The sequence below is a fragment of the Streptomyces tibetensis genome, from assembly GCF_007655005.1.
Taxonomy (GTDB): domain Bacteria; phylum Actinomycetota; class Actinomycetes; order Streptomycetales; family Streptomycetaceae; genus Streptomyces; species Streptomyces tibetensis.
In genome coordinates this window covers 139065-153947 of record NZ_SZVW01000006.1, presented here as the reverse complement: position 1 = coordinate 153947, position 14883 = coordinate 139065, and the positions used below count along the sequence as shown (strand labels likewise).

Below are 14883 nucleotides of genomic sequence, written 5' to 3'. Positions count from 1 at the left end.
GCCCGCCCACCCCTCTCGATCAAGCTAGGTTAGGCTTACCTAAGTTCTGGACGCCGGAGATCAGCCCGTCCCGTCCCACACCGGACTGTCCCCACCGGAGGACCCCCACATGCGCTCGCACCTGCTCAACGACACCACCGCGGAGCAGTACCGCCGCTCCGTGACCGACGGAGTCGAGCGGGTGGCCGCCAAACTCGCCGCCACCGACCGGCCGTTCACCGGCATCAGCGTCGACGCCCTCTCCCCCCGCATCGACGAGATCGACCTCGACCAGCCGCTGCACGACACCACGGCGGTGCTCGACGAACTGGAGGACGTCTACCTCCGGGACGCGATCTACTTCCACCACCCCCGCTACCTGGCCCACCTGAACTGCCCGGTCGTCATCCCGGCCGTGCTCGGTGAGGCCGTCCTGTCCGCCGTGAACTCCTCACTGGACACCTGGGACCAGTCGGCCGGCGGCACGCTCATCGAGCGGAAACTGATCGACTGGACGACCGAGCGGATCGGCCTCGGCCCGGCCGCCGACGGCGTGTTCACCTCCGGCGGCACCCAGTCCAACCTCCAGGCCCTGCTGCTGGCCCGCGAGGAGGCCAAGAGCAACGACCTTGCCGAACTGCGCATCTTCGCCTCCGAGGTCAGTCACTTCAGCGTGAAGAAGTCCGCGAAGCTGCTCGGGCTCGGCCCGGACGCCGTGGTCTCCATACCCGTCGACCACGACAAGCGCATGCAGACCGTCGCGCTCGCCCGTGAGCTGGAGCGCTGCGCGAAGGACGGCCTCGTCCCCATGGCCGTCGTCGCCACCGCCGGCTCCACCGACTTCGGCTCCATCGACCCGCTGCCCGAGATCGCCGAGCTGTGCGAGCAGTTCGGCACCTGGATGCACGTCGACGCCGCCTACGGCTGCGGTCTGCTGGCCTCCCTGAAGCACCGGGACCGCATCAACGGCATCGAGCGTGCCGACTCGGTCACCGTCGACTACCACAAGTCCTTCTTCCAGCCGGTGAGTTCCTCGGCCGTGCTCGTGCGGGACGCCGCCACGCTCCGCCACGCCACCTACCACGCCGAGTACCTCAACCCGCGGCGCATGGTGGAGGAGCGCATCCCCAACCAGGTCGACAAGTCCCTGCAGACCACCCGGCGCTTCGACGCCCTGAAGCTGTGGATGACCCTGCGGACCATGGGCGCCGACGGCATCGGCCAGCTCTTCGACGAGGTGTGCGAACTGGCCCGGGATGGCTGGCGCCTGCTCGCCGCCGACCCGCGCTTCGACGTCGTCGTGGAGCCGAGCCTGTCCACGCTGGTCTTCCGCTACATCCCGGCGGCCGTCACCGACCCCGCCGAGATCGACCGCGCCAACCTCTACGCCCGCAAGGCCCTGTTCGCCTCCGGTGACGCCATCGTCGCGGGCACCAAGGTCGGCGGCCGCCACTACCTGAAGTTCACCCTGCTCAACCCCGAGACGCAGGCGTCCGACATCGCCGCCGTCCTCGATCTGATCGCCGGCCACGCCGAGCAGTACCTGGGAGAGTCCCTTGACCGCGCGTCCTGAAAACCCGACCGGAACCCATGACTTCGTGGGCATCGGGCTCGGCCCCTTCAACCTCGGCCTGGCCTGCCTGACCGAGCCGATCGACGCACTCGACGGCGTCTTCCTGGAGTCGAAGCCCGACTTCGAGTGGCACGCCGGGATGTTCCTGGACGGCGCCCACCTCCAGACCCCGTTCATGTCGGACCTGGTCACCCTCGCCGACCCGACGTCCCCGTACTCCTTCCTGAACTACCTGAAGGAGAAGGGCCGGCTGTACTCGTTCTACATCCGCGAGAACTTCTACCCGCTGCGCGTCGAGTACGACGACTACTGCCGCTGGGCCGCGAACAGACTGCGCAGCATCCGCTTCGGCACCACGGTCGCCGAGGTGACGTACGAGAACGAGCTGTACGTCGTGAAGACCACCGCCGGGGACACCTACCGGGCCCGTCACCTGGTCCTCGGCACCGGCACCCCGCCCTACATACCCGAGGCCTGCCAGGGCCTGGGCGGCGACTTCCTGCACAACTCCCGCTACCTGGAGAGCAAGGCGGAGCTGCAGAAGAAGGACTCGATCACCCTGGTCGGCTCGGGCCAGTCGGCCGCCGAGATCTACTACGACCTGCTCAGCGAGATCGACGTCCACGGCTACCGGCTGAACTGGGTCACCCGCTCCCCGCGCTTCTTCCCGCTGGAGTACACCAAGCTCACGCTGGAGATGACGTCCCCGGAGTACGTCGACTACTTCCGCGAGCTGCCCGAGGCGACCCGCTACCGCCTCACGGCCGAGCAGAAGGGCCTGTTCAAGGGCATCGACGGCGACCTCATCAACGAGATCTTCGACCTGCTCTACCAGAAGAACCTCGGCGGGCCCGTCCCCACCCGGCTGCTCACCAACTCCGCGCTGCACAGCGCGCGGTACGAGAACGGCACGTACACCCTCGGCTTCCGTCAGGAGGAGCAGGGCAAGGACTTCGAGCTGGACTCACAGGGCCTGGTCCTGGCGACCGGCTACAAGTACGCCGAGCCCGAGTTCCTGGCCCCCGTCAAGGACCGGCTGGTCTACGACTCGCAGGGCAACTTCGACGTCGCCCGCAACTACGCGATCGACGTCACCGGCCGGGGGATCTTCCTGCAGAACGCCGGGGTCCACACGCACAGCATCACCAGCCCCGACCTCGGCATGGGCCCGTACCGGAACGCGTACATCATCCGCGAGCTGCTCGGCAGCGAGTACTACCCGGTGGAGAAGACGATCGCGTTCCAGGAGTTCGCCGTATGAGCGCCACCACCGGCATCGGAACGCTCACCGTCCGCCCGCTCGACCCCCTGAGGGACGCCGAGCTGCTGCACTCCTGGGTCACCCACCCCAAGGCGGCCTACTGGATGATGCAGGACGCCGCGCTCCAGGACGTCGAGCGCGAGTACATGCGCATCGCCGCGCACGAGCACCACGACGCCTACCTCGGTCTGCACGAGGGCCGGCCCGCGTTCCTGATGGAGAAGTACGACCCCCGATACGTCGAGCTGGTGGGGCTGTACGACCCGGAGCCCGGCGACGTCGGCATGCACTTCCTGGTCGCGCCGACCGACCGGCCGATCCACGGCTTCACCAGGGCCGTCATCACCACCGTGATGGACGAGCTGTTCGCCGACCCGCGTACCCGCCGGGTCGTGGTGGAGCCCGACGTGAGCAACAAGGCAGTCCACGCGCTCAACGAGGCCGTCGGCTTCGTGGCCGAGCGCGAGATCGACAAGCCGGAGAAGCGCGCGCTGCTCAGCTTCTGCACCCGCGCACAGTTCCTGGCCGCCCGAGGAGTAGCCGTATGACCCTGTCCGACGCCGTAGCGCACCTGTCCCCCCACCGCTGGGCGCGGGCCAACCGCCTCCTGATCCGCAAAGCGCTCGCCGAGTTCGCGCACGAGCGGCTGATCACCCCCGAACAGGACGGGGAGAGTTACGTCGTCCGCAGCGACGACGGCCTGACGAGCTACCGCTTCACCGCCACCCGCCGGGCCCTGGACCACTGGCAGGTCGACGCCGAGTCGATCACCCGCCACCGGGACGGCACCGAAGCCCCGCTCGCCGCGCTGGACTTCTTCATCGAACTGCAGAAGTCCCTGGGCCTGAGCGACGACATCCTGCCGGTCTATCTGGAGGAGATCTCCTCCACCCTCTCCGGCACCTGCTACAAGCTCACCAAGCCGAAAACCACGGCGGCCGAGCTGGCGCGCGGCGACTTCCAGGCCATCGAGACCGGTATGACCGAGGGCCACCCCTGCTTCGTCGCCAACAACGGCCGGCTCGGCTTCGGCATCCACGAGTACCTGTCCTACGCACCGGAGACGGCGAGCCCGGTCCGCCTGGTGTGGCTGGCCGCGCACAGGTCCCGTGCCGCGTTCACGGCCGGTGTCGGCATCGAGTACGAGTCGTTCCTGCGCGAGGAACTGGGCGCGGAGACCGTCGAGCGCTTCCACGGCGTCCTGCGCGACCAGGACCTGGACCCCGCCGACTATGTGCTGATCCCGGTCCACCCCTGGCAGTGGTGGAACAAGCTCAGCGTCACCTTCGCGGCCGAGGTGGCCCGCCGGCACCTGGTGTGCCTGGGCGAGGGCGACGACGAGTACCTGGCGCAGCAGTCCATCCGGACCTTCTTCAACCGGACCAGCCCCGAGAAGCACTACGTCAAAACAGCCTTGTCGGTCATCAACATGGGCTTCATGCGGGGCCTGTCGGCGGCCTACATGGAGGCCACGCCGGCGATCAACGACTGGCTGGCCCAGCTCATCGAGGGCGACCCGGTGCTCAGGTCCACCGGCCTGTCGATCATCCGGGAGCGGGCGGCCGTCGGCTACCGGCACCTGGAGTACGAGCAGGCGACGGACCGCTACTCGCCGTACCGCAAGATGCTCGCCGCGCTGTGGCGGGAGAGCCCGGTGCCGTCGCTGAACGAGGGCGAGTCCCTCGCCACCATGGCGTCCCTCGTCCACGTCGACCACGAGGGCGCGTCGGTCGCGGGCGCGCTGATCGAGCAGTCGGGTTTCGCCCCGAAGGAGTGGCTGCGCCGCTACCTCCAGGCCTACTTCACGCCCCTCCTGCACAGCTTCTACGCCTACGACCTGGTGTTCATGCCGCACGGCGAGAACGTCATCCTGGTGCTGAAGGACGGGGTCGTGCAGCGCGCGATCTACAAGGACATCGCCGAGGAGATCGCGGTCATGGACCCGGACGCGGTGCTGCCGCCGACGGTCGAGCGGCTGCGCGTGGAGGTCCCGGAGGACAAGAAACTCCTGTCGATCTTCACGGACGTCTTCGACTGCTTCTTCCGCTTCCTCGCGGCGAACCTCGCCTCGGAGGGGATCCTGGAGGAGGACGACTTCTGGCGCACGGTCGCCGAGGTCACCCGGGAGTACCAGGCCTCGGCACCCGAGCTGGCCGACAAGTTCCGCCAGTACGACATGTTCGCGCCCGAGTTCGCCCTGTCCTGCCTGAACCGCCTCCAACTCCGCAACAACGAACAGATGGTGGACCTGTCGGACCCGTCCGGTGCCCTCCAGCTGGTGGGCACCCTGGCGAACCCGATCGCGGAGTTCTGACCGACCCCCAAAGGGACGAGCACCCCGGAGGACCGTACTCCGGGGTGCTCGTCCCTTTGGGGGCGCAGGGCAACCGCTCCACCGGCCACCTCGAAGGGCGATGATGATCGAAGTCACGCGCGGGAGGGGAACGGAGTGGCTGGGTTCGTGACATGCCACGCTTCCGGATGTACCCGTCGCCCGTGCAGGCCGAGCGGATGCTCACGCACTGCGCGCACACCCGGTACGTCTGGAATCTTGCCGTTGAGCAGCACTCGCACCGGCGGCGGCGTAGGGGTCCCAGTAGTACTCGGCGAGAAAACAACGGAGTAGCCCGTGACCTGCCGGCACTCCCCTTCAGATGTCGCTGCGAGGGTGTCGACGCGGTTTGCGTACTCGCGGCGGGCCTTGCGCTGGGCTGGGACGGCCGGGGTGCTCTGGGTACCGTCGAGGGGCTGGCAGCGGGTGAGGAGTTGGCGGTGGACCGCGGAGGTGGTGCTGACCAGCAGGGTGTAGCCCTGGCCGCGTCGTACGGTGAGGAACCTCGGGCGCTGGAGGGGGTGGAGGCGGCTGGAGGTGCCCGGGCCCTCCTCGAAGACGACCGGGTCCTCGATGCCGGCCTCGGCTAGTACTCCAGCCGGAGATGTGATTTTCGTGGTTGCTGGGCGGCTTGTCTGCGGTAGTGGCTGCGGCAGGCTCGGGCCTGGTGGCGTCGGCGCCAGAGGGACCAGCGCAGTCGGTGCGCAAGGTCGTGGGCGAGCTGTGGGATCACGGCGGTGAACAGGCGCTGGATCTCGTTGCAGGTGAGCGGAGCCAGTTCGTCGGGACTGGTGCCGTCGTCGGTCAGGGCCTGGCCTCGGCGTTCGAGGGCGGCGGTGACGGCGAGGAAGGCGTGGGCGAGCAGGGACAGGGTGACCCATCGGTGCCAGGAGTTCCAGCGGCGGACTTGGTGCTCGTCCAGCCAGGCCAGGGTCTTTGAGCTCTGGAACGTTTCCTCCACGGTCCAGCGGCTTCCGGCGATCTTGACCAGGGTGGACAGCGGAACCGGTCGGGGTGCGTAGCACCGGTAGTAGGCGAGCTCTCCGGTGCGGCGGTTGCGGCGGATCAGCAAGTACTGATGGCCTGCCAGGCCGGGTGTGGCCAGGGCCAGGTGTGCCCAGTCGTACCAGCGGTGGCCCTTGGCGCCCTTTCCGGCGGACAGCTTGTGCCAGGCCCGCCGTGGGATGCGCCTGGCCAGGTGGTCGGCGCGCTGCGGCCCGGCCTGGGTGGGCAGGCGGTGGGTGCTGGAGACGGCCAGTACGTAGCCGAGCTGCCGTCGTTCCAGGGTGGCGCGCAGGTGGGGGTTGTCGCCGTAGACCTCGTCGCCGGCCGCCCACGCCGCGGGCGCTCCGGCGTCCAGTGCGCGTTCGATCATCTGCGCGGCGAGCTGTGGCTTGGTGGCGAAGCCGATGTCCTCGGGCACGCCGGCCTGGCGGCATCGCTGCGGATCGGATGTCCAGGACTTCGGCAGGTACAGCGCACGGTCGATGCCCGCGTGGCCGTGCCGGGAGGTGTAGGTGAGGTAGACGGCGACCTGGGCGTTCTCGATCCGCCCGGCGGTGCCGGTGTACTGGCGCTGCACGCCGACGGTGTGGGTGCCTTTCTTCAGGTCACCGGTCTCATCGACCACGAGCACGGCCTGATCGTCGCCAAGGTGGTCCAGCACGAACGCGCGCAGGTCGTCGCGCACCAGATCAGCGTCCCACTTCGCCCGGCCGAGTAGGTGCTGCAGCCCGTCCGGGCTGGTGTCCCCGGCGTGCTCGGCAATTGTCCAGCAGTTCTTGCGCGGCAGGTCAGCCAGCAGTCCCAGCATCAACTGCCGTACCCGCAGCCGGGGTTCGATGCGCCCGAAGCGGTCCGCCATCCGGCCCAGCAAGCCCTCGAACATCGCCTGCCAGCGGGCAGGCACTACGCTGTGGCCCGCGGCCACCGCTTCATCATCAGTCCACACACCTGACGATGATCACGGGTGGCCATACCCGTCTCCGCACCGGCCCCACCAGCAAGATCACGTCTCCGGCTAGAGTACTAGGCTGTGCTTCGAGGACCGAGGAGAAGGTATGGAACCTTGCGCGGAGTGCGGTGCGTCGATGAACCCGCGGTCCTGTGACGAGCTGTTCCACGCCTTGCTCGCATTGGACCATTCGCGGCAGGCACCGTGGGGGCCGCTGCACGGTGTCTCAGTCGCTTGCTTCCTGCTCCAACACCCCAGTCGGCTACCCACCGACGACGGCGCGATGGCTTGGACGCTCCTGCGCGCATACATCGATGGCGGCCTCGACGAAGTGAACCAGCTCGTTGGTCAAGCTCGTCGTGGCAACTCCCACCGTGTGAAGGGCAGGCCTTCCCGAGTCGCCCCGGACGCGGCGCCACCGCACTGGGACGCGCCACGATCTCATTTCTCCGTCACGATCGAAGACGTCGCCGTCGACGGGACATTCCCCTCCGCGGAGTTCACAGAACGCGTCGAGGCTTGGGCCGCCACAACGGTCGCCGCGTGGAGTGGCGGCACGTGATCGAAAAGGCTTCCTTGGGCCTGCCGAAGAGTGGCCTTCCTATCCGTTCGGCCTGTCCACGACGCCCGCGTAGACGACGCTGATCCGCCTGGCGCCAACGTCACCAAGCCCACGCTCGCCGCAGCCATAGCCATGAAGATCACATCTACGGCTGGAGTACTAGGACGAGGTTCTGCCGGGCGGTCTGTTGCTGGTCGTTCGAGACCCGCTTGCAGACCAGGTTCGCCACGGAGGGCCCCTTCCGTACGGAGGGTCGGACCCTATCTGTCGTCAAACCCTGTCAGCAATCACCATCGGATCTGATTGGATTCGAGCTACCGAGAACCCCTGGAATGCAGGGGTTCATTGGACGCGTCGGCCGCCTGTCGTCAAACGAACGTTTGACGAGACACCAAGGGCTCGTTGCTGTGTCAGGCTCCGCGGGCCATGATGACCACATGGGCCACACTCGGTTACCCGATCCCGACGCCGCACGCCAGGAGCTCAGGGACGCAGTCTCGGAACTTGGACCACAAATCGCCAAGCAGGCGCGCGCACACGCAGACGACGTATCCCAGCTCCTGGAACGGGGAAGACTGCGGAGCTCGACGGCGGAAGCGGCAGACCTCATATCCAGCCTTGCTCCACGCCACACCCTTGGCGGTTGGAGCCTAGACGCAGAGCGCATACTTCTAGGGTTCTTCCCCCTCAGTGGCCCTAGGAACTCTGTCGGCATTCTCAAGGCACTCCGACCCGCGATTGAGGCGCGAGAACGGTTCGAGGCGGCGAACGCGGGGAAAGGGAAGGGCTATACCGCTCTTGGGAGCCGGCGCACGAATAGGACATTGTGGGACGCATCTGAGCGCGAGTTAAGGCCAATTCTCAGTGAGATCCACAAAGATCTCCTCGTGCTGGCGGATCGTCTGACGACGTCAGTTCCACGCCCGGACCTGCTCCCCACTCAACATCCGCCCACGTTCGCCCGGATCCGCGATGATGTGGCGGCGGAGACCGTTGCCGAGCGGCTCACCACACTCATAGAGGAGGGCGTCAAGCAATACGAGGCCGCCCAGAACAACGGTGGCTGGCCCGGCTCGGTTCCGTTCCGTGGTGCTGGTCATTTCCCACGTGAGTGCGCGTTGAGTGACTCCTTCGCGGATTCCCTCAGCGGATTCTTGACAACCGACGTTCTCGCCCGATACAAAGCCACACTTTCAGGGCAAGGAGAGTCTGGGATCACGCATGCGGAATACTTGACCGGTGGAAAGGTCACCAACGCCTATGCTGGCAGTCCAGCGATGTATCGGGAGATTGCCGTCGGGATTCATCCGCGGATCTATGCGGCCTATATTGCGATCGCGGTCAACTACCTTGCGGAGGTGCTGGAGCTCATGCCCAAGTACGCGGAGGACTCCGGACAAGGGAAGCGACGCGACCCGATCACCATCAACGCACGCAACATCGGCGCGATCGGAGAGGTGAACAACAGCCACGTCTCCGTAGCCGACACGGTCAACAGCATCGGCGCGACCGTTCAGGCCGTCGCCGACCGCGGGCAGACCGACACCGCGGACGCCATCCGTGCCCTGGCTGAGGCCATCGAGCGGGATCCGGGGCTCGCTGAGGACCTGCGCGCCCAGCTCCTTGACAACGTCGCTGACGTCGCCGACGCGGCGGCCGCACCAGACGGGCCCCGCGCGCTCAGCCGCGGCAGAGCGGCCATGGCCGCGATCACGAGTGCCGCCGGCGCGTCGTCCCAACTCGCTCAGGCCGTCAGTACCTGGCAGGGGGTCCTCGGCCAGCTCTTTTAGCTGACCGGCCCGCGCGGTCCTGCGGGCTCGCTTTCGCTCTCCGACGTGCTCGCCGCCCAGAAGGCGGAGCCTACGAGTAGCCGAGCCATGAGCCACGGCAGGCGGTCCGGAGTCGTTTGCGGCTGACTCCGGTCCCTTGAATCCGGTTCGAGAAGCTGAATATCAAGAACATGACCCGCTCCGCGAAGGGAACCGTGGAACAGCCCGGCAGAACATCGCCCAGAAGTCCGGCCTGAACCGCGTGATCCTCGCCCAGGACTGGGGCCGGTTCCGCAAGCGCACCGAAGACAAAGCCCCCGACCGGGTCGAAGACGTGCCCGCCCTCTGTACCAGCCTGCGATGCAGTACCTGCGGATGGATTGACAAGAACTCGCGCAAGAGCCAAGCCGAGTTCGTCTGTTCCGCCTGCGGCTCCACCTGCGACGCGGACACCAACGCCGGTATCACGTCGCGGCAGGACAGGGCGGGATCCCCCGCCCCCGGCTCTCACCCGGTGCCGGAGGGGTGACAGCGGCCACCAGCCGTTCGAGCGCCCGTGAGCCTCAACCCGAATAGGTTGGAATCTCGCTCATTCAGAGGGGGAGGATGTCAACCCATGGCGGAAATCATCCAGAAGGACGGCACGTGGGCCTTCGACTCGGACGCGCTGCGGCTGACTCCCGGACGGGACAAGAACGTCAGTCTGTTGCGCAGGGAATTGGGTGAACTGGTCGTGCCGTTAGGGGCGTTGGCCGGTATCTCCCTGGAGCAGGGCAAGAAGTCGGGGCGGCTCAGGCTCCGGCTGCGGGACGGCGCCGACCCGCTGCTGCACGCCACCGGCGGCCGGCTCACCGAGCCCCACGACCCCTACCAGCTGATCGTGGAGCCCGACCGCTACGGCGTCGCCGAGTACTTCGTGGACGAGGTGCGCAGCGCCCTGCTCCTCGACCAGGTCCCCGCCGGGCCGGTCGACACCTATCTGCTGCCGGGGCCCTCCGTCCCGCTGTCGGTCTCCGCCGGGGACGGCACCGCCGGCTTCGACGGCGAGCGCATACGCCTGGAGTGGAACTGGAAGACGGAGGACGCCAAGGCCGCCGCCGGCGCCCGTACGCTCGCGCTCACCGACATCACGGGCGTGGAGTGGCACCCGGCGGCCGGTCTGGAGAACGGGCACCTGCGCTTCACCGTGCGGCACGCGCCCACCAAGACCCCGCCCAAGTACGACCCCAACGCCGTGGAGCTGTGGGGCTTCAAGAAGGACCCGCTGATGGCGTTGGTCGCCGCGGCGGTCCAGGCCAGGCTTCCGCACCCGGCCCGGGCCGCCGCGGACCCGGTGGACGCGCGACCGGAGCCGCCTTCTGCTCCGGTCGCGTCCGCCGAGGCCGACCACGACGCCCTGCTGCGCCGCCTGCGCGAGCTCGGGGAGCTGCACCGCGCGGGCGTGCTGACGGACGAGGAGTTCACCCTGGCCAAGCAGGCGATCCTCAAGCGGATGTAGCGCTCGCGGTCACTTCGCCCGGCGCGCCACGGTGAAGTGGTCGACCTGGTCACCGCTCTCGGCGATGCCGCGCACCGTCAGCGTGGCCAGGCGGCCCTTCGGCGCGGGGGTGACGTCCACGCGCAGGAACGAGTAGTCGAGGTAGCGCACCCGGGACCAGGCGACGGTCTCGTTCTGCTTGCCGCCCTTGACGTTGACGAACGAGGCCACGGAGTCCACGTCGTGCTCGTTGCCCTCGTACGACAGCGGGGCGCTGAACGCGTAGAGGCTGCGTCCGGCCGCACCGGCCGTCACGTAGACCACGCCGTCGGTCTCGGGGTAGGCCGTGCCGCCGATGGGGAGCTTCTTGGCGACCTTGTTGCCCTTGATCACGTCGGTGCGCTCGTACTGGTGGTTGTGGCCGTTGATGACCAGGTCCACGGTGTACTTCTCGAACAGCGGCACCCACTCCTGCCGCACCCCGCCCTCGGAGGCGTGGGAGGTGGAGGTGCAGTAGGCGCAGTGGTGGAAGAACACGACGATGAAGTCGACGTCGTGGGAGGCCCGGTACTTCTTCAGCTGGGCCTCCAGCCACGTCGTCTGGGTGCCGCCGGAGATGCCGAGGTTGGCCGGGATCTCGAAGGAGATGTCGTTGGCGTCGAGGGAGATGACGGCCGTGTTGCCGTGGACGAAGGAGTAGACGCCCGGCAGGTTCTTCTTGTCGGGGCCGTTGTCGGGCAGTGTCCAGCGGGCCTCCTCGCCGCCGTAGCCGTTGGGCGAGTACCAGGCCTCCATGTCGTGGTTGCCGTAGGCGGGCATCCAGGGGACGGACTTGGCGACGGATTCGGTCTGGGCGAGGAACTGGTCCCAGATCCGGGAGTCGAAGCCGGTGTCGGAGGTCTGGCCGGAGCCGGACGGGTCGGCGTAGGCGATGTCGCCGGCGTGCAGGTGGAAGGCCGGGTTCTGGCCGAGCAGCAGGCTGTTGTTGGCGAGGCCGTGGTAGCTGACGCCCTCGTCACCGAAGGCCGTGAAGGTGAACGGGGCCTTGTGCGCGGGGGCGGTGGTGAAGGTGCCGAGGGTGCCCAGGAGGTGGGCCTCGGCCGGGTCGAAGCCCTGGTGGCCGACGCCGTAGTAGTACGTCCGGCCCGGCTTCAGACGGCTCAGCTTGGCGTGGACGTAGTACTGGGTGTGGTTGCCGCTCGCGCCGACTCCGGCGGGCGTGAAGAGGGTGCGGACCTCGGCGTCGATCTTGCGGGAGAGGTCCGTGGGGTGGGCGCCGATGCGGATGAAGGGCTTCTTGACGGCGACCGGGACCTGCCAGGAGACGGTCATCTCCGTGCGCGGGTCGGTGCCGTAGGCGAGGTGGCGGCCGAAGGGGGCGACGAGAGCGCCGTCGACGGACGCGGTGGCCGGGGCGGTGCGGGCGGCCGGCACGGCGGCCTGTGCGGTGGCGCCGGGCACGAACGCGCCACCCGCGACGGCGCCGAGCGTGACGGCTCCGCCTCTGATCATCGTGCGCCGGGAGAATTTCGCGCGCAGGTACTCGTGCTGCTCGGCCATGCTCATGCGCTCGGCGAGCCGCTCGGGTACGCCCATACGAGGAGTGTCCATGGCGTCCAAAAATCGACGCCTCGGGCAACGGGACACCGGACGTCCGGTGGACGGGTCACGAACAGGCACTCATGACACGTTCAACGTTCCCCCAAAAGCTCCCCACAAGGGTCTGCCCGAAATCGGGCAGAATTCTTGCGAAAGTATCGCCGGTGCCGCAAGATCTAGCGAGTGCACGACGAACTCGTTGATCATCTGACGCGGTCCACCGCCCTCGGCCGGGGCGAGGCGCTGCGTGTGATCCAGGACGTGCTCGCCTACTTCGACGAGACGACCGAGGAGTACGTCCGTCGCCGCCACCGCGAGCTCCAGGCCCAGGGCCTGGTCAACGCGGAGATCTTCGAACGGATCGAGGCGGACCTCAAATACCGCGCGGTGGCCCCGCCGGAGCTCTCGCTCCGGCAGCTGCGGCGCATCGTCTACGGCTAGGAATACGTATACATGTGCGGAATCGTCGGTTACATCGGGAAGCGTGACGTCGCGCCCCTCCTCCTGGAGGGTCTGCAGCGCCTGGAGTACCGCGGCTACGACTCCGCGGGCATCGTCGTCACCACCCCGTCGAGCGGCCGCCTGAAGATGGTCAAGGCCAAGGGTCGGGTCCGCGACCTGGAGGCGAAGGTCCCGGCCCGCTTCAAGGGCACGACCGGCATCGCCCACACCCGCTGGGCCACCCACGGTGCCCCGTCCGACGTCAACGCCCACCCGCACCTGGACGCCGAGGGCAAGGTCGCCGTCGTCCACAACGGCATCATCGACAACGCCTCCGACCTGCGCCGCAAGCTGGAGGCGGACGGCGTCGAGTTCCTCTCCGAGACCGACACCGAGGTCCTGGTCCACCTCATCGCCCGCTCGCAGGCGACCAAGCTGGAGGACAAGGTCCGCGAGACCCTCCGGCTCATCGAGGGCACGTACGGCATCGCCGTCATGCACGCCGACTTCCCCGACCGGATCGTCGTCGCCCGCAACGGCTCCCCGGTCGTCCTCGGCATCGGCGAGAAGGAGATGTTCGTCGCCTCCGACATCGCCGCGCTGGTCTCCCACACCCGCCAGATCGTCACCCTCGACGACGGCGAGATGGCCACCCTCAAGGCCGACGACTTCCGCACCTACACCACCGAGGGCACCCGCACCACGGCGGAGCCCACCACCGTGGAGTGGGAGGCCGCCTCCTACGACATGGGCGGCCACGACACGTACATGCACAAGGAGATCCACGAGCAGGCCGACGCCGTGGACCGCGTGCTGCGCGGCCGCATCGACGACCGCTTCTCCACCGTGCACCTGGGCGGCCTGAACCTGGACGCCCGCGAGGCCCGCCGCATCCGCCGCGTGAAGATCCTCGGCTGCGGCACCTCGTACCACGCGGGCATGATCGGCGCCCAGATGATCGAGCAGCTGGCCCGTATCCCCGCCGACGCCGAGCCGGCCTCGGAGTTCCGCTACCGCAACGCGGTGGTCGACCCCGACACCCTCTACGTCGCCGTCTCCCAGTCCGGTGAGACCTACGACGTGCTGGCCGCCGTGCAGGAGCTCAAGCGCAAGGGCGCGCGCGTCCTGGGCGTGGTGAACGTGGTCGGCTCGGCCATCGCCCGTGAGGCGGACGGCGGCATCTACGTGCACGCCGGCCCCGAGGTCTGCGTCGTCTCCACCAAGTGCTTCACCAACACCACGGTGGCCTTCGCCCTCCTCGCCCTCCACCTCGGCCGCACCCGCGACCTGTCGGTCCGGGACGGCAAGCGGATCATCGAGGGCCTGCGCAAGCTGCCCGCGCAGATCGCCGAGATCATGGAGCTGGAGGAGGAGGTCAAGAAGCTGGCCCTGCAGTTCGCCGAGGCCCGCTCGATGCTCTTCATCGGCCGTGTCCGGGGTTACCCCGTGGCCCGCGAGGCCTCCCTGAAGCTCAAGGAGATCTCCTACATCCACGCCGAGGCCTACCCTGCCTCGGAGCTCAAGCACGGCCCGCTGGCCCTGATCGAGCCGGCCCTGCCGACGGTCGCGATCGTCCCCGACGACGACCTCCTGGAGAAGAACCGCGCCGCCATGGAGGAGATCAAGGCCCGCAGCGGCAAGATCCTCGCCGTGGCCCACCAGCCCCAGGAGAAGGCCGACGAGACGATCGTCGTCCCCAAGAACGAGGACGAGCTGGACCCGATCCTGATGGGCATCCCGCTCCAGCTCCTGGCGTACCACACGGCTTTGGTGCTCGGCCGCGACATCGACAAGCCGAGGAACCTGGCGAAGTCGGTGACGGTGGAGTAGAGGCCTTCCTTCAGGGGTGCGGGGCTGTATCGATGTGCGGCTCCGCCGCGTGGGCGCGACAAGCCCCCGCGCACCCGCACAGGCCAACGAGCGAAAACGGACCCCC

13 protein-coding genes and 1 pseudogene are annotated in these 14883 nt (G+C 68.1%); 12 read left to right on the top strand and 2 right to left on the bottom strand.

Going from position 1 to position 14883, the window contains the following annotated elements; all coding sequences use genetic code 11:
- Window positions 1-109: 109 nt before the first annotated feature.
- The 6 genes and pseudogenes from desA (at window position 110) to FDO69_RS41130 (ending at window position 5735) form a co-directional block, all read left to right on the top strand.
- On the top strand, window positions 110-1552 hold the full coding sequence (gene desA, locus FDO69_RS12215; RefSeq protein WP_104779801.1) for a lysine decarboxylase DesA: 1443 nt from the start codon (window positions 110-112) through the stop codon (window positions 1550-1552).
- Window positions 1536-2813 (top strand): lysine N(6)-hydroxylase/L-ornithine N(5)-oxygenase family protein, encoded by a 1278-nt coding sequence (locus FDO69_RS12210; RefSeq protein ID WP_104779800.1) that lies wholly within the window; start codon window positions 1536-1538, stop codon window positions 2811-2813. The genes desA and FDO69_RS12210 overlap by 17 nt, the downstream gene beginning before the upstream one ends.
- Window positions 2810-3361, top strand: a complete 552-nt coding sequence (locus FDO69_RS12205; protein WP_104779799.1) for a GNAT family N-acetyltransferase — start codon at window positions 2810-2812, stop codon at window positions 3359-3361. The genes FDO69_RS12210 and FDO69_RS12205 overlap by 4 nt, the downstream gene beginning before the upstream one ends.
- On the top strand, window positions 3358-5127 hold the full coding sequence (locus FDO69_RS12200) for an IucA/IucC family protein (RefSeq protein WP_104779798.1): 1770 nt from the start codon (window positions 3358-3360) through the stop codon (window positions 5125-5127). The genes FDO69_RS12205 and FDO69_RS12200 overlap by 4 nt, the downstream gene beginning before the upstream one ends.
- Window positions 5128-5279: 152 nt before the next feature.
- Window positions 5280-5393: pseudogene (locus tag FDO69_RS42680) on the top strand (helix-turn-helix domain-containing protein); the annotation flags it as partial.
- A gap of 192 nt (window positions 5394-5585) precedes the next feature.
- Window positions 5586-5735: a hypothetical protein gene (locus tag FDO69_RS41130; RefSeq protein ID WP_167526572.1), complete on the top strand. Its 150-nt coding sequence runs from the start codon at window positions 5586-5588 to the stop codon at window positions 5733-5735.
- Here FDO69_RS41130 and FDO69_RS12190 read toward each other — a convergent pair.
- Window positions 5732-7033, bottom strand: coding sequence for an IS701 family transposase (locus tag FDO69_RS12190; RefSeq protein ID WP_420878502.1), 1302 nt, complete (start codon window positions 7031-7033; stop codon window positions 5732-5734). The two genes, FDO69_RS41130 and FDO69_RS12190, sit on opposite strands and share 4 nt — an antisense overlap.
- Before the next feature lie 172 nt (window positions 7034-7205).
- On the opposite strand from FDO69_RS12190, the gene FDO69_RS41885 reads away from it, so the two are divergent.
- From FDO69_RS41885 to FDO69_RS12170, 4 genes are all read left to right on the top strand, one after another.
- Window positions 7206-7661 (top strand): DUF5946 family protein, encoded by a 456-nt coding sequence (locus FDO69_RS41885; protein WP_104779797.1) that lies wholly within the window; start codon window positions 7206-7208, stop codon window positions 7659-7661.
- A gap of 887 nt (window positions 7662-8548) precedes the next feature.
- The gene (locus FDO69_RS12180) at window positions 8549-9451 is read left to right on the top strand and encodes a hypothetical protein (RefSeq protein WP_138430089.1); all 903 of its coding nucleotides are present in this window, start codon (window positions 8549-8551) and stop codon (window positions 9449-9451) included.
- Window positions 9452-9587: 136 nt separating this feature from the next.
- Window positions 9588-9959: a transposase gene (locus FDO69_RS12175; protein ID WP_234387911.1), complete on the top strand. Its 372-nt coding sequence runs from the start codon at window positions 9588-9590 to the stop codon at window positions 9957-9959.
- Window positions 9960-10046: 87 nt separating this feature from the next.
- On the top strand, window positions 10047-10928 hold the full coding sequence (locus FDO69_RS12170; protein ID WP_104779794.1) for a DUF4429 domain-containing protein: 882 nt from the start codon (window positions 10047-10049) through the stop codon (window positions 10926-10928).
- A 9-nt stretch (window positions 10929-10937) separates the two neighbouring features.
- Here the strand turns inward: FDO69_RS12170 and FDO69_RS12165 are convergent, their stop codons facing one another.
- Window positions 10938-12503: a purple acid phosphatase family protein gene (locus FDO69_RS12165; RefSeq protein WP_104779793.1), complete on the bottom strand. Its 1566-nt coding sequence runs from the start codon at window positions 12501-12503 to the stop codon at window positions 10938-10940.
- A gap of 186 nt (window positions 12504-12689) precedes the next feature.
- Between FDO69_RS12165 and FDO69_RS12160 the strand changes: the two genes are divergently transcribed.
- Window positions 12690-12947 carry a hypothetical protein gene (locus FDO69_RS12160; RefSeq protein ID WP_104779792.1) on the top strand — a complete coding sequence of 86 codons (258 nt, stop codon included), beginning with the start codon at window positions 12690-12692 and terminating at the stop codon, window positions 12945-12947.
- Between the two features lie 12 nt (window positions 12948-12959).
- Complete coding sequence (gene glmS / locus FDO69_RS12155; RefSeq protein ID WP_104779791.1) at window positions 12960-14777, top strand: glutamine--fructose-6-phosphate transaminase (isomerizing); 1818 nt, start codon at window positions 12960-12962, stop codon at window positions 14775-14777.
- Window positions 14778-14883 lie beyond the last annotated feature (106 nt).

Coding starts and splice junctions, on each gene's coding strand:
- desA (WP_104779801.1), top strand. CDS start 110: ATGCGCTCGCACCTGCTCAACGACACCACCGCGGAGCAGTACCGCCGC.
- FDO69_RS12205 (WP_104779799.1), top strand. CDS start 2,810: ATGAGCGCCACCACCGGCATCGGAACGCTCACCGTCCGCCCGCTCGAC.
- FDO69_RS12200 (WP_104779798.1), top strand. CDS start 3,358: ATGACCCTGTCCGACGCCGTAGCGCACCTGTCCCCCCACCGCTGGGCG.
- FDO69_RS12190 (WP_420878502.1), bottom strand. CDS start 7,033: ATGTTCGAGGGCTTGCTGGGCCGGATGGCGGACCGCTTCGGGCGCATC.
- FDO69_RS41885 (WP_104779797.1), top strand. CDS start 7,206: ATGGAACCTTGCGCGGAGTGCGGTGCGTCGATGAACCCGCGGTCCTGT.
- FDO69_RS12170 (WP_104779794.1), top strand. CDS start 10,047: ATGGCGGAAATCATCCAGAAGGACGGCACGTGGGCCTTCGACTCGGAC.
- FDO69_RS12165 (WP_104779793.1), bottom strand. CDS start 12,503: ATGGGCGTACCCGAGCGGCTCGCCGAGCGCATGAGCATGGCCGAGCAG.
- glmS (WP_104779791.1), top strand. CDS start 12,960: ATGTGCGGAATCGTCGGTTACATCGGGAAGCGTGACGTCGCGCCCCTC.